The following is a 22707-nucleotide window of genomic DNA, read 5'->3' as shown; positions in this document are numbered from 1 at the left end:
CACAGATTAATCTTAAGTCTGTGTATCCAAGGGACTTTGTGTTTTATTGTCTAAATCTAGTTCAAACTTGCATAATAGTACGAAATCACTTCGGCAAAGCTATATAGAATAGTACGATTATCAACACGATAAAGAGAATTATCTGTATTCCTTATATTTGTAGATGGAAGAATTATAGAATTATCGGTATATTTGAGCAACGGAGTTTCTTGATTCATAGTGATAAGGTAAACCTTTATATGTTTCTTTTGTGCTGTTTGCATTAACTTTTCATATGTTATTGTTGATCCTGTAACTGAGAATATTATTAATAGATATTTATCAGTTAAACAATTTTCTAGATAATCTATTTTGATTTTATCAGGTATTGCCTCTATGAACTTTTCTTCAGAATACATTGAATAAACAAGTTGTTCTGCTGATAGTGCAGAATTACCAATTCCCAATGCTTTTACAATATCGTATTTTTTTATATCGTTTGCAAGCTGATACATAACATTATCTATATCCATGTCTCTTAATGTTTTAAATGTTTTTAAATAAGCGTCGATGATACCACTTAACTTGCTATTACCAGTTGATGAATCTTTATTATTATTTTGTGCAATGATATCTTCTACGTCTAATTTGAATTCTGTGTACCCTCTATAACCGACTCTTTTTACAAAACGTTGAATTGAAGCTGGGGATACATTGTAACTTATTGCCGCTTCTTGGATTGATTTATCAACTATGACTTCTGGGTTATTCAGTACTGCTTGATAAACATCTTTTTCACTTTTGGTTAGTGAAGTGTAGTAGATACCTATTCGTTCCTCTAAGTTCATGATTAGCTTCCTTCATGTGGTTGTCACTTTTAGTTAATATTCTAACATGTAAAAAGATTCTGATGATTAGTCACCAGAATCTTTTTATTATTCTTCAGTATTTTCTTTGCTTAATTGTTTATCATAAGCAATCATGAATGGAGCGATGATGACAAAATCAATCAGGAAGATAACTAGCCATACTAATCCGGCCCGCCAATCCAGAGTTGAGATCATTGCATATAATGGTGCAGGCAGTGTCCACGGAACACTCATTGCCGTTTTACTCATTAAACCTAATGTAGTTGCATAATAAGCAATAGGCATATCAATTAGTAAACAAATAAAACTAGGAATAAATGTGAATAGATTCATGACAGTTGGGATACCAAATACTTGAGGTTCATTTATATTAAACAATGTTGCTGGCCATGCAACGTGAGAAAGGGATTTTAATTGTGGAGATTTAGCAAACAATAGCATACTAATCATAATTGCAAAGTAGACGGCGGCTTCACCGAAGATGAATGTGAAATTACCAACATATATATTTGTTAAAGGTTTATGTTGAGCATACTCTTGCAAATTTTGAACTAATCCAGCAGTCCAAATAGGTGTGGTAACAGCACTAATCATGTTGTCACCGTGTATACCAAAGAACCAGAATATTAGTGCTATTTCAACAAGAATAGTCATTGAAATCAGTGATGCTCCAGCTTTCATTAATGGCTGGAATATAACGAATATTGCATCAGCTAAACCAGTATGTAAGGTTGTTTCTAGTAGACCGTTAATACCCAAGAAAACTATTAGATTTACTAATAATGGTAAGAGAACTTGGAATGGTGCAGCTACAGCTGGAGGAACACTCTTTGGCATCTTAATAGTCATATTATGATTGATTAAAAATCGGTTAATTTCAATTACTAATAACCCAATTATAATAGCGGCAAACATTGTGTTAGAACCCAATTGGTTCGTATCAATCATAAGCTTTCCTTTGACCGTTGTTGGAGGTGCCGCAACAGCCAAAAATGTCATTAAAGCTACAAGTGAATTTGGAAATGCGGTCATATTATAGTGTTGAGCTAATCTATATGACACCCCTAATACAACGTAAATAGAAATAATACCGATAGATAAATTGAATGGAGTTGCTAATAAATTATAATTCTGCTTTGCCCATCCCATCCAAAGTAATAAGAAATCATTAAACCAATTAGTAGGCTTAACTAGCTGAGTATTGACCGGTGGGTTTGCGATCATAAGTGCAATACCACCTATAACAGTAAATGGAACTAGATTTGTTAATCCGTCACGTAACGCTGCAAGATGCCTTTGATTGGATATCTTATTTGCAACTGGAACTACCTTTTTATCCATCACATCTTGGAATCTATCAAAAAATGCATTTGATGTCTTCATAAATTATGTCCTCCCTTTGATTCCTGTAAGCATTTTCAAATATAGTATATACTGATTGATATAAAAATCAATAGCAAATATTTAAATGATATTTATATCAAAAACTATAAAATTGTGTTATTCTCTATGAGTAGGAGGCACTTACTATGAATATTGGACATGATAGTAAAATAATCACACCAAAAATTGGTACACAAATGGAAGGATATACTCCTAGATTTTCTGAGGGAATTCACGATAATTTATCTGAATCAACAATGTATATTAATAATGGTTATGAGTTAATAATTATTTCTATAGATATAGTTGCTATTCCTCAGTATCGTGCAGATAGGATTAAGAGAAGGATTTTTGAACAATATCATATCCCGTTTAATCAAATAATTATTTCAACTATACATACTCATTCAGGACCTACAGTTACAGATTTATTGTTGGATGAACCTGAAATAGATGAATCCTTTTGGGGACAAATAACCGATAAAATTGTATCGTCAGCTTCCTATAGTATAAATAATACAGTAAATTGTTCAGCCACTTTAGATTGTCACAAGGTTTTACCAGGAGCATATAAAAATAGGAATGGTGAGAATCTTCCATACAATGACAATATTTATGAATTAAAGTTTAGACATAATAATAATTTGGAAACATCGGTGATACTTATTGCTACACACCCAACGATTATGAATGTAAATAATAAAATGATATCAGCGGACTTGATTGGCCAAATAAGAAATAATTATCAAAGTGATAACGGAATATATCAAATGGTCCTTTTGTCAGATTGCGGAGATACTAGTACAAGATATACCAGACAAGAGAGTACCTTTAACGAAGTTAGTAGAATCGGGAATATTGTTTCAGATTCACTGAATACTAGTATTAAGAAAACTGATCTAGACTTTAGTTCAATGTCGGTTTCAGAGGTATTATTTAAATGTGATTATGATGCTGTGAATAATGAATCATCAAACTCAATGTGGAAAAAAATAAATGATGAATATAAGAAGAGTCATGATGATGGAATAAACGGACTTTTAAATACGTACAAACATATTAGATATTATGGGCATACGAAATTTACGGCAAAGGCGATAATCCTAGATTTCCCTAATTTTAGGATAGTTACTTATCCTGGTGAACTAGTTAACACGTTGGGGAAACGTATAAGAACTATGGATGAAAAGCCAACGCTACTAATTACACTAGCAAATGATTATCGTGGATATTCTGTTGATAATAAAGAATTTGGAAGATACTTTGAAAGCTACAATAGTGTGTTTTTAAAGGGTATGGCTGATGAATTTGTTGATAGAATTTGTAAAATTGGAACAAAAAAATAACATCTCGAATTGAGATGTTATTTTTGTTTCCATGAGAATAATTAATTTGTAATTGAAGGTTGAGCTGTTAATCTCCAAGTGATAACGGCATTGTATTTATCAACTTTGGTAGATGCACCATCACTTGATCCATTAACGAATAGACTTGCATCATTGGCACTATTCCATTTAGCAGCGACAGTACCCATACGATAGCTTCCAGCACTCAGATCCATGAGGGAAGTGTCGCCAGTATCGGTGTCACTTATATTAGCCTTTGAAGTTTTCAAATCTTTGGTTGATGTAGAAACATTAGTATTAGTTGAATCAACCAGTGGTACAGAATTCAATGTTAAGATGTTACCACTAATGGAGCTCTTACTTGTATCGTAAGGATATAGTGGTGAAATTGAAGCACTCAAGATAAATCCAGGTGTATCGCCTGTTTCTGCGTTAGAACGCGACTCAGTAACTTGAACCACACCTTCATCACTACCATCAACACCAGCTTGTTCGTTTGGAGTGAAGTCAGAAGGTACATCGGTAACACTATTACCCTTCAAGTTGGTCGTTCCGCCAAGAACGGCAGAACCAAAATTAAAGTTGGGTACCTTATCAAGTGTTAGAACTCCGGAGATGATCTGTACTGAAACTGATGATGTCTGGGGCGTTACTGTGTCAGCGTGCGCAACTGTAGGGGAAGCTATTATTGCAGAGGTAAGTAAAAAACTAGATGCTATTAGTAGCTTTGAAAGTAGTTTCTTATCAAATCTCATTTGTTTTCCCCCTAACGTGAAATATTTTGGCACTATTTGCCTAATAAAATAGTATCAAATAATCGTAGGTGATATATATCTAAATTCATAAATCTTTCTTTCAATTTTTGATATGTATTACAATTTATTGAGGAAAACACGTATTTTAAGCATTATTTTCATCCTTTCGTTTATAATAAATCAAAAGCGATATACGAAAGGTATAATGTAACTCCACACTATAATAAGAAATAAGACATACCAAATTTTGGCATGTCTTATTTTTTATTCTGTAGTTGATGGTTTTGGAGTCAATGTCCAAACAATCGTACTGGAGTGTCTGCTCGATGAGTTCAAATCACTAGCGTTACTTGGAGTGTACAAGCTAGCTGAGTCTGGTGAAGTGAAGCTAGTTGTGATCGTTCCTGATCTGTAAGATCCAGAATTGAGATTCATAACTTCGGTGTTTTGATTACTACCAGCATCCAACTTAGCTTTTTCAGTTGTTAAGTCATCACTTGAAGTACTGATATTGTCTCCGGAGTCATCATATAATTCTTGAGAATTTAATGTCATGGTGAAATTATCATTACTATTATTATTAGAAAAGCTATTTAGTCGTGCTGAAAGAATGAAGCCAGGTGAATTCTTACGTGAGTCTGTAACTTGTAGAATACCACTTGAATTACCGTCAACGACAACGTCACCATCGGATGAATTATCTTTGAGGTTAACACTACTTCCAGCTTCGATCTTTTCAAAACTAAAACTAGGTACAGCATCAAGGCTAAGGTCGCCAGAAAGAACGTTAACTGATACAGTTGATGTTTTAGTTGTTGTTTCAGAATTATTATCATCTGAATTGTAATTAATAGCTATATTGTCGGAATCATTCAATGAAGTTACGTTGTCTGTAGTTTCTGCTTTAGCCACGGATGTAAACATTAAGAATGTAGATAGAGCTGCAACTGTTGCATAAACACAATTATGTAATTTCATCTTTTTATCCCCCATAAGTTATTCGTTAATATAATAATAGCACATAACACAATTTAAAGATAAAAACATGTCACATTTTGTAAAAAATTCTTACAAGATGTGGAATATAGTAAGAAATATTGCTTATATAGGTCAAATATCGTTCAATTAAGTTATATTTATCATTAAGGGAGAGAAAAATGAAATACGAATGGCGTAAATTAGAAAAGGATCTATATTTACCAAAGCAAAAGGCAATAAAGGTAAATATTCCGTCTCAACGTTTCGTATCTATTGCTGGAATTGGCGATCCAAATGGGGAAGAATTCAAGAGAAGATTACAAGTTCTATATCCAATATCTTATGGGATCAAGGGCGGATACAAGAAGTATTGTAAGGACAAGAACGTGGAATACGACGATTATGTGGTATTTCCACTTGAGGGAGTTTGGTCACTGACTAAAAAAGGTCAAAAAATGGACTATTTGGATAAGAATGAATTCAGCTACGATATCATGATCCGTATACCTGATTTTGTCCCCGATGAAGTGATCAATGCATCTATTGAGAATGTTAAAAAGAACAAGTTTCATCCATTAATGAATGAAATAGAAATAATAAAAAGAGAGGCTTATGAGGCAATAGAAATCTTGCATGTTGGACCATTCGATACGGAACCAGAAAGTTTCAAGATCATGGAAGAATTATCAAGTGAAATCGATCGTCCGAGAAAATCTAAAATACATCGTGAAATCTACTTGTCAGATGCTAGAAGAATAGAGCCAGAAAGATTGAGAACGGTTCTTCGCTACGAAATTTAAAAAATAGTCTCAATAAGTTGATAACATTGAATGAATTTGTTACTGTAGTAATCGATTCTTAAAGTTAGCTAGCATTGACTTCCTATTAAATGGGAAAGTTAGGTATTTTACATGGCACGTAAAGCAAAGATTGAACGTGAAAAAAGACTACAAAAAACTGTTGAACGTTATGCGGTTTTGCGTAATGAATTAAAGAATTCAGGTAACTATGAAGAACTCAGTAAGTTGCCTAGAGATGCATCACCTACTAGATTGCACTCTCGTGATCTAATAGACGGACGTCCTCGTGGATATATGAGTAAGTTCGAGATGTCCAGATTGAATTTTAGAAAGTTAGCTCATGCCGGTCAAATTCCCGGTGTTAAAAAGGCTAGCTGGTAAAAAGTCGCCAAATTTGGCGACTTTTTTAGTGGGGATTTGTTAATATAGGGGCAAGGTGAAATAAAAATGACAACAAAATATTATTCTATTTTAGAAGACAATCAATTGATCTTGCCATGGAGCAAGGATTATGAGGCTGCACAAAAGAAAATACAAGGTGATGAAAAGGCTGAATTGGCGACTTTGACCAAAAGTGGCTTCAATGTAGATACTTTGGGCAGTAATAATGAAATAACAGTTTATACACAGGACCTTCTGGAAGATTTTATGGATAGACAGAAAAATAGTAGTTATTATTTGGATAGCGCTTTCTTTTTGATTGATGACTTTGAGAAAAGGTTAAAATTCAATGACGCAGAATATTTACGTAAGCTATATTTATGTGCTGCATTGGCACAAAAGAATGCGGTCACACAAAAGATCAGCTGGATGATTAATCTTGCGGCCGTGTTTGATGATATTGATAAAATAAAAGATCTAGTTTCCATCTATGAATTGAAAGGGTGGTCTGATTTTGATTATAAATTCATGGAAACATTGCTTGAAAATCCCATGGAAGGACCAACGTGGGATAAAAGACGAGTGACGCTACACTTTTCATCTATTCGCTATCAGCAGTATTTTGAAATGGCTCAAATAGTGCAAGATATTCATGAATTGTTGAATATGACTAGTGGCAAGATAGACTTGGATAAGCTTCAAAATGAACATTCACTGGAATTACTGCACATGAGTTTTCAATTGATCAAGTTCTTTCCAGACAATAATTAATAGTACTAAAAAGAGGATTTCCATTTGGAAATCCTCTTTTTTAATACCATTGATTACCTCATCTTACAAAAATGTAAGAACTATGTAAGAAGATGCAAGCGACAATACGCTTACTGAAAACTATGATTAGAAAGAATCAAATAGAAATCCACTACGGAGAACAATTATTTAAATTATTTTTTTTATGTAATTATTTCAATTTAATAGCAATTAACATTGTAACTTGTTTTACAAAACAATTATTCAATGTAGACACATATAAATTATGTATATATATGATTAGAATATTTGATCTTTTCCAGATGAACTGAAAGGCCGATGATTTTCTATAATATATCTGTCGATGATGTAATAAGATTCAAAATTATAATAATAACGGAGGAAAAGTTCTTAAATTATTTGTTTAAACATATGTCGAATAAATGCCTTGTAGCAGTAGTAATTGGTCAAAAAAATTAAAATATTCTTACGAAATCTACATCATATGTTTAAACATGAGTTATTATAATACTTATAAAGGGTATATAGATAAAACGTTAATTCATAAGAACTATTAATTTATTTGTTTGACACTCTATATATTTGAATGGTTATATAGGTTTTACGTAAGCACAAAGTACCGAGAGGTGTAAATTATGAAAAAAAACTTACTTATATTTTTAAAAAAGCCGGTACCCATATTTATAATTAAAGCAGTCGCATATTTCATAATATTGTTAATTATATTGTACATATATGGTTATGACGGAGTAGGTAGCGTCAAGTTTATCTACAACGATTTTTAATTGAAAGAAGGGAATAATCATGAATTCAATCATTGAAAAAATTACAGATATTTCCATTAAATCACCCGATAAGATTTGTTATAGAAATGGATCGGTAACAAAGACTTATCGTGAGTTGAGTAAAAAATCTGATTGTATCGCCAATTTCTTACAAGATAAGTTCTTGCCAGAAAAGAGTCCAATCATCATTTATGGTGGTCAACAGTTTGAAATGTTGGTTATGTTCCTTGGAGCAATTAAAGCGGGACATCCTTATATTCCTGTAGACGATGGATCAGATTCTCAACGAATCATTCAGATTAACTCGGTTGCTAAGCCTTCATTGATTCTAAATTGGAGTGAAATTCAAGATTTTGGTGTTGAAACTCCAATTATGACTAAGGATGAATTGTCCATGGCAATGACATCTGAAAATAATATTTATGACGCTAAAAAAAGTATTGGACCTGATGATGACTTCTACATAATCTTTACGTCAGGAACAACTGGTGCACCTAAGGGTGTTCAGATCAGTACTAATAATTTACTCGACTTTATTAATTGGGTCGATACTAAGTTTGATTATTCTCAAGAGACCAACTTGATGTTACAAGCCCCATTTTCATTTGATCTTTCAGTTTTTGATATTTATCCAGGACTGACTAATGGGTCAACACTGACAGTGCTAGACAAAGCTACAACAAGGAATTTTGGAAAACTTCAAGAAGGCATTCTTAACGCTGATTTTGATACTTGGATCTCTACACCGTCATTCTTTGAAATGTGCTTGTTGTTTAAAGACTTCAAGGGAGACAAAATGCCGCATTTGAAGAAGTTCATTTTCTGTGGTGAAGAGTTAACTCATGCAACGGCAATGAAGCTGCTAAAGAGATTCCCAAAAGCAAAACTCTACAACACCTATGGTCCGACAGAAAGTACAGTAGCTATGACTTCAATCTTAATTGATCAAGAAATATTAGCTAAGTATGACCGTTTACCAATTGGTTATTTAAAATCTAATATGAGCCACATTATTTATAATTTTGAAAAAGATGATCAAGGATATCTAACTGGAGAACTACTAATAAGTGGTCCTGACGTAACAAAAGGTTATCTAAATAATCCAGCACAAAATAAAAAAGCCTTTGAACAGATCAATGGTAAAACTTATTACCATACTGGCGACATGGTCAGTGAAGGACCTGATGGATTGTTATTTTACAAAGGTAGAACGGATTTTCAAATTAAGATGCATGGTTACAGAATTGAATTAGAAGAAGTCGATTCGATGCTTGGTAATTTGAATCAAGTTAAACAATCATGCACAGTTCCCTTATATAACAACGATAAGCAAGTTAGTAAAATGATTGCACATATTGTTTTGGAAGATAAATTTAAGAAAACAGATTCTCAAAAGTTGAACTCTGATATTAAAGATGAATTAAAGACAACAACAATGGATTATATGATTCCAAATGTTTTGAAGTTTGTAGAACAACTGCCGATTAGTAAGAATGGAAAGATTGATAGAAAGGCACTTATAGGCGAGATTAATGCATAATATTACGCCTTACAGCTCACCGCGTTATTTTATTTATCTATTAATTTTATTACTTCCAATAATCATCGGTTTACTATACGGCAAACGTTTTAGGATTTATGACTTTTTCGCAACCATAGTCATTTTGGGCACTGCATTTTTTGGAGGTAATGCATCACAAGGACTTTCCTTAATTGCATACGTGTTCTTTGAAATGATTGTAATATTCTCATATCTCAGATATAGAAAGAAACATAACAATTTCTGGGTATTTACCTTCTCGGTAGTATTGGCGATTGTTCCACTGGTCTTTGTTAAACTTGATCCACTATTAAAGAATGCGACCATTTCTCTGTTTGCATTTATGGGGATAAGTTATTTAACTTTCAAATCAGTTGAAATAATAATGGAGATCAGAGATGGCACAATCAAACATATTAAACCGACAGAGTTTGTAAGATTCATACTATTCTTCCCAACAATTACTTCTGGTCCAATTGACCGTTTCCGCAGATTTCAAAAGGATGTTTTGAATGTTCCTAGTCGTGATGAATATTTAAAACTATTAAAAAGTGCAGTCGATAAGTTAATGCTGGGATTTGCTTACAAGTTCATTTTGGGTTATTTCTTCGGAACGATACTATTACCTAAAATTTCTATTTTGGCATTATCGTATGCACACCAGCGTCCATTAGGTATTTCATGGGCATTAGTCGCATATATGTATTGTTACAGTATGTATTTGTTCTTCGATTTTGCGGGATATTCATTATTTGCGGTAGCAATAAGTAATTTTATGGGTGTGAAGACACCTATGAACTTTAAGCGTCCATTCCAATCAGTTAATATCAAAGACTTCTGGAATAGATGGCATATAACATTGTCATTTTGGTTTAGAGATTTCATCTACATGCGTTTGATTTTTATGATGATGAAGAAAAAGCTGATCAAAAGTAGAGTGACAATGGCCAACGTTGGCTATGTTGTATTATTTCTAATCATGGGATTTTGGCATGGTGAAACTTGGTACTACATCGTCTATGGTATTTTCCATGCATGTGCAATGATCACAAACGATGCATGGCTAAGATTTAAAAAGAGACATCGTAAGCAAATACCTAGTAATAGATTCACTAAGTATTTTGCAGTATTCATAACTTTCAATGTAGTTTGTTTCAGTTTCCTAATTTTCTCAGGATTTTTGAACACATTATGGTTCTCATAAAAAAGGAGAGTATTTATTATGGAAAACACAGAAAAAATTGTAGGTATTTTAAAAGATGTAACAGGTTTAGATAATATCGGTGATGATAAGGATCAAGACTTATTCGCAAATGGAATCCTAGATTCAATGGCAACAGTTGAAGTTCTAGTGACATTACAGGATGATTTTGGAATTGAAGTACCAGTATCAGAATTTGACCGTTCACAATGGTCAACAATCAACAAAATCTCAGATCGTGTAAAAGAACTGGAATAAAGTAATATGAAAAAAAAGTTATGGATGATTTTTGGACCTGTAATAGTTGCGATTGTTGCGTTATTAATTCTTTTATGGACTCCGATTCATTTTAAAACAGTCACCACTAAGAAAGTAGATCAGGCATCTACATCACTGGATGTACGAGTTCTCAAAGGTGAAAGTGTAAAAAATGCGGCCGAAAAGGAAAATTACATTCCTATTATTGGATCATCTGAACTTTCTAGAATGGATCCTTTCCATCCATCTTCTATGGCACAGAAGTATCATTGGAAGAATAAACCGTTTTTACTAGGTAATCCAGGTACTGCATCTTTAACACAGACATTAAATGTTAGTGGAATGAGTAATTTGAAGAATCAAAAGGCTGTGGTGATCATTTCACCTCAATGGTTCACCAAAAAAGGAGTTCCATCAGATGCCTTTAAATACTTCTTGTCACCATTGCAATTGACAGGATTCATTGTTAATTCAGATCATGGTAGTAAGAAGATGAATGAATATATTGCTAGTAGAGTTCTAGAATTAGATGACAGTCTAGGTAGTATTGAAACGGATGCTCTTACTAGAATAGCCGATGGCAAAAATATAACTAGTTTCCAACGTTTCTATATAAACGACTTGAAACGTAATAGTTTACAAAACCAAGATGATCTTTTTGGAACAGTTGCGTTAAATGATCATCAAAAAAAGATTGATCAAGCAGCTTCTAAGCTACCTGATAATTATGACTACAAGGATTTGAATAAATTGGCCACTAAAATGGCAAAGAACCATTCACGTGAAAATGATTTGCAGATTGGAGATTCCTTCTATAATAAAGAGTTATATAAGAGAATCAGCACATACAAGAATGCTCATAGACATGTTGATTATAAACACTCCCCTGAATATAATGACTTTCAAGCAATGTTGTATCTATTCAATCAGAATCACACTGAAGTAATGTTTGTTATTCAACCAGTTAATCAAAAGTGGATCGAATATACAGGGATGCCTAAAAAAGCCTTGCCTGATTTTGACAAGAAAATTAAGTACCAACTTCAATCTCAAGGATTCAACAATATTGTAGATTTAACACATGAAAAAGATCCAAACTATATTGCTGAAGATACTATCCATATGGGTTGGCGTGGTTGGTTATTATTGGATAAGAAATTGGAACCATATTATAAGAATAAAAAAGCTAATCCAAATAATACCAAGTACGAAATGAATGACTACTTCTTAACTAAGAAGTGGGCTAATAATACTAAGTTTTAAAACTTCCCGAACCTGACAGGTAAGGGAAGGTAACCGCAATACTTTTCCGTAGTACTGTTTCCCCCTCAAAAAAACAGTATCTGCCCTCAAAATGATGCCAAGATTCTACAATAAAAGTAGAATCTTGGTATTTTTTTAGTTTTTTTTAAGGAAACTTTAGAAGTCGTAAAAGACGTATACTGCTAGTAAGGAAAGCAGTACCAAAAAAACTTCAAAAGCGCGCCGTACAGGCATTTGAAAGCCGTATTGTTTGCAAAGAATAAGCATATTTGTTAAGGTACTATATGTGTTGCTATTATTTTTACCTTATGAATAATAGTATTTTTAATTTAAAAAATAGCAATTTCAAGGAATTTGTGAAGATAGATTTCTTGAAGTAATTTGTTGAAAATTTAGCTCCCTGAGTTTAGCTTAGCTTTACTCGAGAGCTAGTTTTATCTAATGAGGTGAGAGCACAAATTTAAATGTGCTGGAGCAAGTATTTGCTCTTTATTCCAGGAATGGGGGATTTAATGACAGTAAAAGTTGAAGTTAAAGATTTAACTAAGATTTTTGGTAAACGTGTCGGACGTGCTAAAGAACTTATTAAGCAAGGTAAGACAAAATCGGAAATTCTAAAGGAAACAGGTGCAACCGTAGGTGTTGAAAAAGCCAGCTTCAAAATCAATGATGGCGAGATCTTCGTTATTATGGGACTTTCAGGTAGTGGTAAATCAACAATGGTTCGTATGATAAATCGGTTGATCGAGCCTACAGATGGATCAGTATCAATCGATGGCGAAGATTTAATGAAAATGGATAAAAAGGCACTTAGAAATGTTCGTCGTAAAAAGATGAGTATGGTTTTCCAGAATTTCGGATTACTTCCTAATAGAACAGTATTAGAAAATGCTGAATATGGTTTGGAAATTCAAGGTGTCGAAAAAGCTGAACGTGAAAAGAAAGCTAAAGAAGCCTTAGATCAAGTTGGTATCACTGGTTACAATGATGAATATCCAGATCAATTATCTGGTGGTATGCAACAACGTGTCGGTCTAGCTCGTGCTTTAGCTAATGATCCAGAGATTCTGTTAATGGATGAGGCATTCTCAGCACTTGATCCATTGAACAGAACTGATATGCAAGACCAATTGTTAGATATTCAAGAAAGATTGCATAAGACAATTATCTTTATCAGTCATGATTTGAATGAAGCCTTAAAGCTTGGTGATCATATTATGATTATGCGTGATGGTGTGGTCGTTCAAACTGGTACACCTGAAGATATCTTGACACATCCCGCAAATGACTATGTTGAAGAATTCATCGAAAATGTTGATCGTAGCAAGGTCTTAACTGCTGCAAACGTTATGATTCGTCCAGTTACGATCAATATTGATAAGGCTGGTCCAAGACTTACTTTGAAACGTATGAAGAATAATGAAGTTTCAACAGCATATGTTGTTGATAATCATCGTAAACTAGTTGGTATTGTTGATGCTAATGATGTTATTGGATTAGTTCGTAGTGATAGTAGTGATCTAAGATCAATTGTTCAAACTGATATCCCTACAACTAATGCAGATAAGCCTATTTCAGAACTTCTTGATGATATTTCATCAACTGGTATTCCATTCTCAGTTGTAAATGATGATGGACAACTACAAGGAATTATTGTTCGTGGTGCCGTTCTTGGGGCCCTTGCAGGAAATGAGGTGAGCGATTTTGAATAGTATTCCACAATTACCACTAGCACAATGGGTCGACAGTTTTGTCAACTGGTTAGTTACTTTCACTGGATTCTTTAATGGCGTAACTAACTTTATAGGTGGAATTAACAATGCCTTTCAATGGGTATTTGATTTGATTCCTATTTGGTTTTTTATCGTTTTGATATTAGCGTTAACTTATTACGTTAACCGTGATAATCAACGTTGGAGTTTATTGATTTTTGAATTAGCCGGATTATTGCTTATTTGGAACTTGGACTTTTGGCGTGATATGACACAAACTTTGACGCTAGTTTTAACGGCCAGTTTGATAGCTCTAGTAATTGGTATACCGTTGGGTATATTGATGTCTAAGAGTAGGACTGCCGAGATAATCCTGAAGCCGATCCTTGACTTTATGCAAACTATGCCAGCCTTTGTTTATCTAATTCCGGCTGTTGCATTGTTTGGTATTGGTATGGTTCCAGGTATTGTCGCATCAGTTATCTTCGCTATGCCTCCAACAGTTAGAATGACCAATATGGGTATTCGTGAAGTTCCTAGTGAATTGATCGAAGCCGCTGATTCATTTGGTTCTACTGAATGGCAGAAGTTATTTAAAGTTGAATTACCACTAGCCAAGACAAGTTTGATGGCTGGTGTCAACCAAAGTATGATGCTTTCATTATCAATGGTTGTTACTGCTTCAATGATCGGTGCTATGGGTCTTGGTACTAAAGTATACTTTGCCGTTGGTAGAAATGACGCTGGTGGTGGTTTTTCTGCTGGTCTTGCCGTTGTTATCTTGGCAATTATCTTAGATAGACTCACACAATCATTAACAAGAGATCGTAAAAAAGGATAGGAGGGATTATTTGAAAAATAAATCAAAAATCTTAAGTCTTTTCTTTGTTGCGTTGCTGATGATTCCACTTATCACTGCATGTAGTTCTGAAACACAACCTTATACAAGTAAGGAAAAGATTGGTCCACAAATCAATTACACAATTACAGGTATTGATGCAGGTGCAGGTATTATGTCTTCAACTCAAACTGCTTTGAAAGAATACGGCTTGAGTGCCAAAAATTGGCAACTACAGACAAGTTCTACTGCCGCAATGACAAGTACTTTGGATAAGGCCATTAAGGAAAAGCGTCCAATTGTTATTACTGGTTGGCAGCCACATTGGATGTTTACTAAGTATCCGATAAAATTCTTGAAGGATCCTAAGAATGTTTATGGTAAAGCTGAAAATATTCATACTATCGTTCGTAAAGGATTGAAGAAGGATGAACCTAGTGCGTACACTATTTTGGATCGTTTCCATTGGAAACCAGCTCAAATGTCTGAAGTTATGTTGAAGGTCAATGCTGGAATGGACCCTCAAAAAGCAGCTAAACAATGGATCAAAGCTAATCCTAAATTAGTCGCTGAATGGACTAAAGGTGTTAAAAAGGTTCATGGTAAGTCATTTAAGATGACTTATGTTGCATGGGATTCTGAAATTGCTTCAACCAACGTTGTCGCACAAGTACTCCGTGATCAAGGATATAAGGTAACTATTCAAGCTATGGAGCAACAACCTATGTGGGCTTCTATAGCAACCAATGCTGCTGATGCACAAGTTAGTGCATGGCTACCTAAGACAGCTGGTTTGTATTATAAAGATTACAAGGGACGCTTTGATGACCTTGGTATTAACTTAAAAGGTGCCAAAGTTGGACTTGCAGTTCCAAAATATATGAAGAATATTAACTCTATTGAAGATTTGAAGAATAAGTAAGTGTGAAAATTCCAGTATTTACGTAAGTAAATGCTGGTTTTTTTGTATTAAGCGGAAAAAAATATGCTTCATCACTCGCTTTTATTTTGGATCATAAGCCAGTCAGTATGTATATTGGAAAAAATGGTAACGGGCTGGATTTGAGTATATAATTATTATTATGAGGGTACTTATAAAATATTATATAGAGGTGTTCTTATGAACATACAGAGTTTTGTGAATAAACGTAAAGAAATGGGTTTATCACAAAAAGAGCTGAGTAACGGTGTTTGTACTCAAGCAACTTTAAGTAAATTTGAAAATAATGGTAAAATCCCATCATTAAAAATCTTGATTCAACTATGCAATCGTCTGGATTTATCATTAGATGATGTTATGGGAGTCAATGATAGTACTTCAAAGAAATTAGTAAAATCAATGAACAAGGTTGAATTCAATCTGATTACTTATGAGTATGAAGATTCATGGAAAATAATTGAAAAAATCGATCCATCTTTATTGAAAGATGATAATGAAGCACTCATGCAATATTATTATTTAAAGGGGATTTTGAACGTTTTAGATGATGGTGATCTGTTTGATGCGGTGTTTGATTTTAATCAGATATTAACCAATTTAGACTCTGAAGGTAAGACTATCTTTACATTTCTGGCATATACCGGTATGGGAATGGTCTATGCTAAGCAAAAGGATTCTTTGAAGAGTGAATACTACTTTAGCAAGGTCTTTAATGATATCTATGGCATGGAAATTGATAATATTAATCAGATATGGCGATATATAAATATTATATTTTACTGTGCCTTGTATTATTCGGCCCAAAATGATTATGAAACTGCCAATACGTTGCTTAATTATGGTATTAAAATTGGTGCCGATAACCATGTGACATATTATATTGCTAGACTGTTTGCTCAACTTGCAATCAATGATTGTGCAGTCAATGGTCCCAGCGATAAGGTCACAGAACTGCTAACTAAGGCAAGAGTATTTTCTGAATTTAACAATAATCAAAAAGAATTGGTAAAAATCGAAAAAATAGTTAAGAACTGTGAATAACGCTGTGAAATAGGGATGAATCCGATATGGATCCATCCTTTTTGTTTGCTTAAATTAGAAAAAGATTAAATTTATGTTGAATATTTTAATTTTGAGTAGTACTATTGCAATAACAAATTCAAGGAGGTTACATTTATGAATAATTCAATTAATATTAAAAGCAAAATGAATATGAATACTGTATCCTTCTTACTAGCCTTGCTGCTCTAACTTTAGGACTCTGACAAAACACGTCGAGCCCTTTTTGCGTTAGTACTTGGGGCTAGGCGGATATACTCGTTAACACCTCATTTTATTCGATGAGGTGTTTTTTTATCCAAAATTAAAATTTAAGAGGTAACAATTATGACAAAACAAATTCAATTTTTTGATACGACACTAAGAGATGGGGAACAGACCATTGGAGTTAACTTTAATATTGATGAAAAAGTAAAAATAGCTAAACAACTTGAAAAGTTTGGTGTTGATGTCATTGAAGCAGGATTCCCAGTTGCTTCTAAAGGAGACTTCGAAGCTGTCAGCGCAGTATCTAGAGCCGTAAAAAGTACTCGAGTTACAGGTCTTGCTAGAGCCAAGAAAGGAGATATTGATGCATGTGTGAAAGCGACTAAAGATGCGACCCATAAACAAATTCATGTTTTCATTGCAACCAGTCCGATTCATCGTGAATCGAAGCTTCATATGACTAGGGAACAAGTTATTCAATCAATCTTTGACAGCGTAAGTTATGCACATCAGTTCTTTGATATTGTGGAATTCTCACCGGAAGATGCAACTCGTACAGAGCCAGATTTCCTAGTTCAATCCATTCAAACAGCAATTGATGCAGGTGCAACGGTTATAAATATTCCCGATACGGTTGGCTATACTAATCCAGCTGAATTTGCTCAACTATTCCAGAATCTTCGGACTAATATTCCTAGGTTCGATGAAGTGACTTTCTCAGTTCATTGTCATGATGACCTAGGGATGGCAGTTGCTAATAGTCTTGCATCTATCGAAAATGGTGCTACTCGAATTGAAGGAACCATTAATGGAATTGGTGAACGAGCCGGGAATGCAGCATTGGAAGAGGTTGCCGCCGCAATGTATGTCAGAAAGGATTATTACAATGCAGAATCCAATATCAATCTTTCTGAAACTAAAAAAACCAGCGATATGATTAGTAACTTCTCAAATATGCCGGTGCCACATAATAAAGCAGTTGTTGGCGATAATGCTTTTTCTCATGAGTCAGGAATTCACCAAGATGGGATGCTTAAAAATCCACAAACTTATGAGATTCTAACTCCGGAAGTTGTTGGTGCACATAAAACAACGTTGCCACTTGGTAAACTTTCAGGCTCACACGCAGTTATGGCTAAGCTACAAAAGATGGGTTATGAAGTTGATAAGGATACTATGAAAATCATTTTTCCTAAATTCAAAGCGGTTGCGGATCATACAAATATTGTTTCTGAGAATGATCTTGAATATATCATGCAGGAGGTAAATGTCTAATGAATTCAAAATATCAAATAGCAGTTCTTGCCGGTGATTACATTGGTCCAGAGATTATGGCGAGTGGATTGCAAGTTTTAAAAACGGTAAGTGAAAATACTGATTTTGACTACGAGATTTCAGAGGTTCCTTTTGGTGGTCAAGCAATCGATCAAACAAATGATCCGCTACCGGATGCCACATTAGAGACTTGCCAGAATAGTGACGCTATACTTTTGGCAGCGATTGGCGGTCCAAAGTGGGATGGAGTAGAGAAGAGTCCAGAGTCAGGACTATTGAGAATTAGACAAGAATTGGGATTGTTTACAAATATTCGTCCAACGATTATTAATTCAACAATGAAGTCCTTTTCACCAATCAAAATTACTGAACCAATCGACTTCGTCATTGTCCGTGAGCTTACAAGTGGAATTTATTTTGGACAACCACGTGAAAAGTCACAAACACAGGCTATCGACACGATGCGTTATAGCAGTGAAGAAATCAGGCGAGTTGCAAAAGTTGCTTTTGATATGGCGATGCAACGAAACAAACACGTAACTTTGGTAGATAAAGCCAATGTTTTGGCCACTAGTAAGTTGTGGAGAGAGGTAGTTATAGATGTCGCAAGAGAATATCCAGAAGTGAAATACGATACTAGTTATGTTGATTCTGCAGCAATGAAAATAATCTCTAAACCAGGTCAATTCGATGTGATTTTGACTGAGAATCTCTTCGGGGACATTTTGAGTGATGAGGCAGCACAAATTACCGGTTCACTAGGAACGATTCCATCAATGAGCAAAGGTGAAGTGAGCCCAGCACTTTATGAACCGATTCATGGTTCGGCACCAGATATTGCAGGTAAAGGAATTGCCAATCCATTATCAATGATCAAGTCAGTTGCAATGATGTTGCAATATTCATTTGGAAGAATGGATTTGGCGAAGCAAATTATGACGGCAGTGGATAAATCAGTGGATAAAAAAATCGTTACTCCAGATTTAGGAGGGGATTATTCAACCACAAAAGTAACTGAGTTCATAGTTGATTCTATTAAAGAAAGTAGGAAAGAATATGTCACAAAATAAACCTCAAACAATGTTCGATAAAATTTGGAATAGTCACGTTATCACTGGGAAAACTGGAGATCCACAACTGATATATGTAGATCTACAACTACTTCATGAAGTAACTTCACCACAAGCCTTTGAAGGTCTACGTGAAAATAAGCGAGTAGTCAGACGTCCGGATAGGAATTTTGCGACGATGGACCACAATGTTCCTACGGTAAATATCTTCGATATTAAGGATGAAATTTCGCGTAAACAAATCGATACTTTGGCAAAAAATACGAAAGAATTCGGTGTTAGATTGGCCGGTATGGGGAGTGAGGACCAAGGAATCGTGCATGTCATTGGACCACAACTAGGATTGACACAACCGGGAATGGTCATTGTTTGTGGAGATTCTCATACAGCAACACACGGTGCATTTGGTTCAATTGCTTTTGGAATTGGAACTAGTGAAGTTGAACACGTCTTGGCAACACAGACTATTTGGCAGACAAAACCAAAAACCATGGGGATTCATATTCATGGCAACCTTCCTAAAGGTGTGTTTGCCAAAGATATTATCATGGGAATTATTGCTAGAGAAGGAGTTGCCTTTGGTACTGGTTATGCGGTTGAATATTACGGCGATACTATCTCTAAGATGAGTATGGAAAGTCGGATGACTATTTGTAATATGTCGATCGAAGGTGGAGCCAAGATGGGTAGTATTCAGCCAGATCAGACAACATTTGATTATGTGGCTGGACGTAAATACGCTCCCAAGAAAATGGATCAGGCTATTGAGTACTGGAAACAATTCAAGACTGATGATCCGTCCGCCTTTGATAGAATCATTGACTTTGATGTAAGCGACTTGGCACCATTTGTATCTTGGGGAACTAACCCTGGGATGTCGGTACCAGTGGATCAACCTTTCCCACAGATCAAAAATGATGATGATAAGAAGGCTTACAACTATATCGGCTTGAAACCAGGACAAACTGCTAAGCAGATTCCAATTGGATTCGTATTCTTTGGCTCATGTACCAATGGACGTTTGTCAGATTTGTTGATTGCGGCTAATGCGATCAAAGGCAAGCACATTGCCAAAGGTGTGACGGCACTGGTGGTACCTGGATCACGTGCGGTTAAAGAAAAAGCTGAAGAGTTGGGATTGGACAAGATTTTTAAGGATGCTGGGTGTGATTGGCGTGAACCAGGATGTTCGGCATGTTTGGGAATGAATCCTGACCAAGTGCCGGCAGGAGTACATTGTGCTTCCACGTCTAATCGTAATTTTGAGGGACGTCAAGGGGCTGGTTCTAGAACACATTTGGCCAGTCCAGCTATGGTAGCCGGAGCAGCAATTCATGGACACTTCATTGATATTAGAAAGGAAGCAATCTAAATGGAACCAATTACAACGATCACTGAGACAACGATACCGATTATGAAAGAAAATATTGATACTGATCAAATTATCCCCAAACAATTTTTAAAGAATATTTTGAAAACTGGTTATGGACGCAATCTATTCTTTGATTGGCGTTATCAAAAGGGTGGTAAACCAAATCCTGACTTTATCCTGAATGATCCAGTATATAAAAGTGCCAAGATACTTATTACTGGTGACAATTTCGGCTGTGGTTCATCAAGAGAACATGCCGTTTGGGCATTGAAAGATTACGGCTTTGAAGTAGTGATCGCAGGTAGTTATAGTGACATTTTTTATATGAACAGTACTAAGAATGGTGTATTGGCCATAGTTCTTCCACAGGATGAACGTGATATTTTGGCTAATATATCACCTGAAGAAAAAATCACTGTGGATTTACCTAAGCAAGTTGTCTGTTACAAAGATTATAAGTTTAACTTTGATATCGATCCTTTGTGGAAACACAAGTTTGTTAATGGATTGGATGATATTGCAATTACGTTTGGATATGAAAAACAAATAGAAGAATTTGAGGCAAAAATGCCTAATTTTAATTAGTGGAGGGATGCATTGTGGAAATACAAGAAGGAAGCAAATTACAAGGTAGACTTGATCGTACATACGAATCACCATTATTTTACAAAGTTGTAGCATTGGTATCTGGTGGTATGTTCCTTGATGCTGCAGACGTATATATGGCAAGTGCTGTCGCAAGTTCTACATTGAAAAGTGGTTGGTCAACGATCTCACAGAATTCATACTTTTTATCAAGTGGTTTCTTGGGACTGTTCATCGGTTCAATAATCGCTGGCTTTATCGGTGATTTGAAGGGACGTCGTGTAGCATACCAAATTAATTTGATCCTTTTTGGAGTATTCACATTTGCAGGTGCATTCGCTCCGAATATGTATATTCTGATAATTTGTCGATTGATGTCAAGCATTGGTCTAGGTTCTGAGATTGTTACTGGTTATTCAATGGTCAATGAATTTGCGCCAATTCACAGTCGTGGTAAATGGTGTGCCACAGTATCATTAGTTGCTAATTGTGGTGCTCCGATCACAATGCTACTTTGCACATTGATAATTCCAAGACTTGGTTGGCGTCCAATGTTTGCAGTAATTGGTATTGTTGCAGGAATCCTTTGGTATCTTCGTAGAGGTATTCCAGAATCTCCCCGTTGGTTGATTGCGCATGGTAGGACTGATGAAGCTAAGTCAATTGTTGAGCAACTTGAGATCAATGGTAGTGATACGAGTATTTTGAAATCCGATAATAATCATGAGACAGTTCATCATTCATTTGGTGTAAGTTTGTTCGTTGCTATTGTGGCTGTTTCCGCAACGATTATTTGTCAGTATACATTCACTTCTTGGGTCCCAACTTTATTGGTTCAACGCAATATCAATATCGGTAATTCCCTTGGACTTTCAACAATGATGATGCTTGGAGCACCAGTTGGTTGTGCGATTGGAGCATACTTAGTTGATAGAATCGGTCGTAAGTTGACCATAGTTCCAGCATTCTTCTTAACAGCTGTCTTTGGAATGATGTATGCGCAACAAACACAAATGGCACAAGTTGTTGTCATTGGTTTCTTATTAACAACTTGTTTTTACGTTTTAATGGCAAGTGTTGTAGCCGTTTATGTCGCAGAGTTATTTCCTACTAATATTCGTTTCCGTGGTTCAGGTATTGCCAATGGAATCGCTAAGTTATTCACAGTTGCTATGCCGATCGTTGTAGCCTGGTTACTATCTTTTACCACTACCAATGTTATTTTTTGGATAATTAGTGCAATTGCACTTTTTGCCGGAGCAGTTGTTTGGTTTATGGGAGATGAGACTAACCAACGTGACATTAGCTAGAATTAATATCTTGTCTTTTATCACTAATCC

General features: G+C 35.0%; 22 protein-coding genes. 18 read left to right on the top strand and 4 right to left on the bottom strand.

Going from position 1 to position 22707, the window contains the following annotated elements:
• Nucleotides 1–56: 56 nt before the first annotated feature.
• Together BTM29_RS01465 and BTM29_RS01460 are read right to left on the bottom strand one after the other, a co-directional pair.
• Nucleotides 57–827 (bottom strand): MurR/RpiR family transcriptional regulator, encoded by a 771-nt coding sequence (locus tag BTM29_RS01465; RefSeq protein ID WP_076613803.1) that lies wholly within the window; start codon nucleotides 825–827, stop codon nucleotides 57–59.
• 87 nt (nucleotides 828–914) lie between these two features.
• Entirely contained in the window at nucleotides 915–2231 is a 1317-nt protein-coding gene (locus BTM29_RS01460) for a PTS sugar transporter subunit IIC (protein ID WP_076613802.1), read from the bottom strand.
• Nucleotides 2232–2377: 146 nt separating this feature from the next.
• Here BTM29_RS01460 and BTM29_RS01455 point away from each other — a divergent pair, with 146 nt between their 5' ends.
• Nucleotides 2378–3577, top strand: coding sequence for a hypothetical protein (locus BTM29_RS01455; RefSeq protein ID WP_076613801.1), 1200 nt, complete (start codon nucleotides 2378–2380; stop codon nucleotides 3575–3577).
• A gap of 41 nt (nucleotides 3578–3618) precedes the next feature.
• Here the strand turns inward: BTM29_RS01455 and BTM29_RS01450 are convergent, their stop codons facing one another.
• Both BTM29_RS01450 and BTM29_RS01445 read right to left on the bottom strand, forming a co-directional pair.
• A complete protein-coding gene (locus BTM29_RS01450) occupies nucleotides 3619–4332 on the bottom strand; it encodes a WxL domain-containing protein (protein WP_076613800.1) in 714 nt (237 codons plus the stop codon).
• 264 nt (nucleotides 4333–4596) lie between these two features.
• Complete coding sequence (locus tag BTM29_RS01445; RefSeq protein WP_076613799.1) at nucleotides 4597–5310, bottom strand: WxL domain-containing protein; 714 nt, start codon at nucleotides 5308–5310, stop codon at nucleotides 4597–4599.
• 179 nt (nucleotides 5311–5489) lie between these two features.
• Between BTM29_RS01445 and BTM29_RS01440 the strand changes: the two genes are divergently transcribed.
• The 17 genes from BTM29_RS01440 to BTM29_RS01360 all read left to right on the top strand — a co-directional run bounded on the left by BTM29_RS01440 (nucleotide 5490) and on the right by BTM29_RS01360 (nucleotide 22677).
• Entirely contained in the window at nucleotides 5490–6110 is a 621-nt protein-coding gene (locus BTM29_RS01440) for a GyrI-like domain-containing protein (RefSeq protein WP_076613798.1), read from the top strand.
• Between the two features lie 111 nt (nucleotides 6111–6221).
• Nucleotides 6222–6491, top strand: coding sequence for a 30S ribosomal protein S14 (rpsN, locus tag BTM29_RS01435; RefSeq protein ID WP_076613797.1), 270 nt, complete (start codon nucleotides 6222–6224; stop codon nucleotides 6489–6491).
• 66 nt (nucleotides 6492–6557) lie between these two features.
• Complete coding sequence (locus BTM29_RS01430; RefSeq protein WP_076613796.1) at nucleotides 6558–7262, top strand: hypothetical protein; 705 nt, start codon at nucleotides 6558–6560, stop codon at nucleotides 7260–7262.
• Nucleotides 7263–7897: 635 nt separating this feature from the next.
• A complete protein-coding gene (gene dltX, locus BTM29_RS01425; RefSeq protein WP_076613795.1) occupies nucleotides 7898–8047 on the top strand; it encodes a teichoic acid D-Ala incorporation-associated protein DltX in 150 nt (49 codons plus the stop codon).
• Nucleotides 8048–8066: 19 nt separating this feature from the next.
• Nucleotides 8067–9587, top strand: a complete 1521-nt coding sequence (gene dltA, locus BTM29_RS01420) for a D-alanine--poly(phosphoribitol) ligase subunit DltA (protein ID WP_076613794.1) — start codon at nucleotides 8067–8069, stop codon at nucleotides 9585–9587.
• Entirely contained in the window at nucleotides 9580–10791 is a 1212-nt protein-coding gene (gene dltB, locus BTM29_RS01415) for a D-alanyl-lipoteichoic acid biosynthesis protein DltB (RefSeq protein ID WP_076613793.1), read from the top strand. Before dltA ends, dltB begins: the two co-directional genes overlap by 8 nt.
• A gap of 18 nt (nucleotides 10792–10809) precedes the next feature.
• On the top strand, nucleotides 10810–11046 hold the full coding sequence (dltC, locus tag BTM29_RS01410; protein WP_076613792.1) for a D-alanine--poly(phosphoribitol) ligase subunit DltC: 237 nt from the start codon (nucleotides 10810–10812) through the stop codon (nucleotides 11044–11046).
• A 6-nt stretch (nucleotides 11047–11052) separates the two neighbouring features.
• On the top strand, nucleotides 11053–12309 hold the full coding sequence (dltD, locus tag BTM29_RS01405; RefSeq protein ID WP_076613791.1) for a D-alanyl-lipoteichoic acid biosynthesis protein DltD: 1257 nt from the start codon (nucleotides 11053–11055) through the stop codon (nucleotides 12307–12309).
• 512 nt (nucleotides 12310–12821) lie between these two features.
• Nucleotides 12822–14021 (top strand): quaternary amine ABC transporter ATP-binding protein, encoded by a 1200-nt coding sequence (locus tag BTM29_RS01400; RefSeq protein ID WP_076613790.1) that lies wholly within the window; start codon nucleotides 12822–12824, stop codon nucleotides 14019–14021.
• Nucleotides 14014–14862 (top strand): ABC transporter permease, encoded by an 849-nt coding sequence (locus tag BTM29_RS01395; RefSeq protein ID WP_076613789.1) that lies wholly within the window; start codon nucleotides 14014–14016, stop codon nucleotides 14860–14862. The genes BTM29_RS01400 and BTM29_RS01395 overlap by 8 nt, the downstream gene beginning before the upstream one ends.
• A 58-nt stretch (nucleotides 14863–14920) precedes the next feature.
• Complete coding sequence (locus BTM29_RS01390) at nucleotides 14921–15781, top strand: glycine betaine ABC transporter substrate-binding protein (RefSeq protein ID WP_076618582.1); 861 nt, start codon at nucleotides 14921–14923, stop codon at nucleotides 15779–15781.
• A 198-nt stretch (nucleotides 15782–15979) separates the two neighbouring features.
• Nucleotides 15980–16840 carry a helix-turn-helix domain-containing protein gene (locus BTM29_RS01385; RefSeq protein ID WP_076613788.1) on the top strand — a complete coding sequence of 287 codons (861 nt, stop codon included), beginning with the start codon at nucleotides 15980–15982 and terminating at the stop codon, nucleotides 16838–16840.
• A gap of 345 nt (nucleotides 16841–17185) precedes the next feature.
• Entirely contained in the window at nucleotides 17186–18340 is a 1155-nt protein-coding gene (locus BTM29_RS01380) for a 2-isopropylmalate synthase (protein WP_076613787.1), read from the top strand.
• Nucleotides 18340–19410 carry a 3-isopropylmalate dehydrogenase gene (gene leuB, locus BTM29_RS01375; RefSeq protein WP_076613786.1) on the top strand — a complete coding sequence of 357 codons (1071 nt, stop codon included), beginning with the start codon at nucleotides 18340–18342 and terminating at the stop codon, nucleotides 19408–19410. Before BTM29_RS01380 ends, leuB begins: the two co-directional genes overlap by 1 nt.
• Nucleotides 19411–19420: 10 nt before the next feature.
• On the top strand, nucleotides 19421–20782 hold the full coding sequence (leuC, locus tag BTM29_RS01370) for a 3-isopropylmalate dehydratase large subunit (RefSeq protein ID WP_076618577.1): 1362 nt from the start codon (nucleotides 19421–19423) through the stop codon (nucleotides 20780–20782).
• Nucleotides 20783–21367 carry a 3-isopropylmalate dehydratase small subunit gene (gene leuD, locus BTM29_RS01365; RefSeq protein WP_076613785.1) on the top strand — a complete coding sequence of 195 codons (585 nt, stop codon included), beginning with the start codon at nucleotides 20783–20785 and terminating at the stop codon, nucleotides 21365–21367. It abuts the gene before it with no gap.
• A gap of 14 nt (nucleotides 21368–21381) precedes the next feature.
• Entirely contained in the window at nucleotides 21382–22677 is a 1296-nt protein-coding gene (locus BTM29_RS01360; protein ID WP_076613784.1) for an MFS transporter, read from the top strand.
• Nucleotides 22678–22707 lie beyond the last annotated feature (30 nt).

It is taken from the genome of Companilactobacillus allii (assembly GCF_001971585.1).
In the GTDB taxonomy this organism is placed as follows: domain Bacteria; phylum Bacillota; class Bacilli; order Lactobacillales; family Lactobacillaceae; genus Companilactobacillus; species Companilactobacillus allii.
This window is presented reverse-complemented; position numbering and strand designations above follow the sequence as displayed.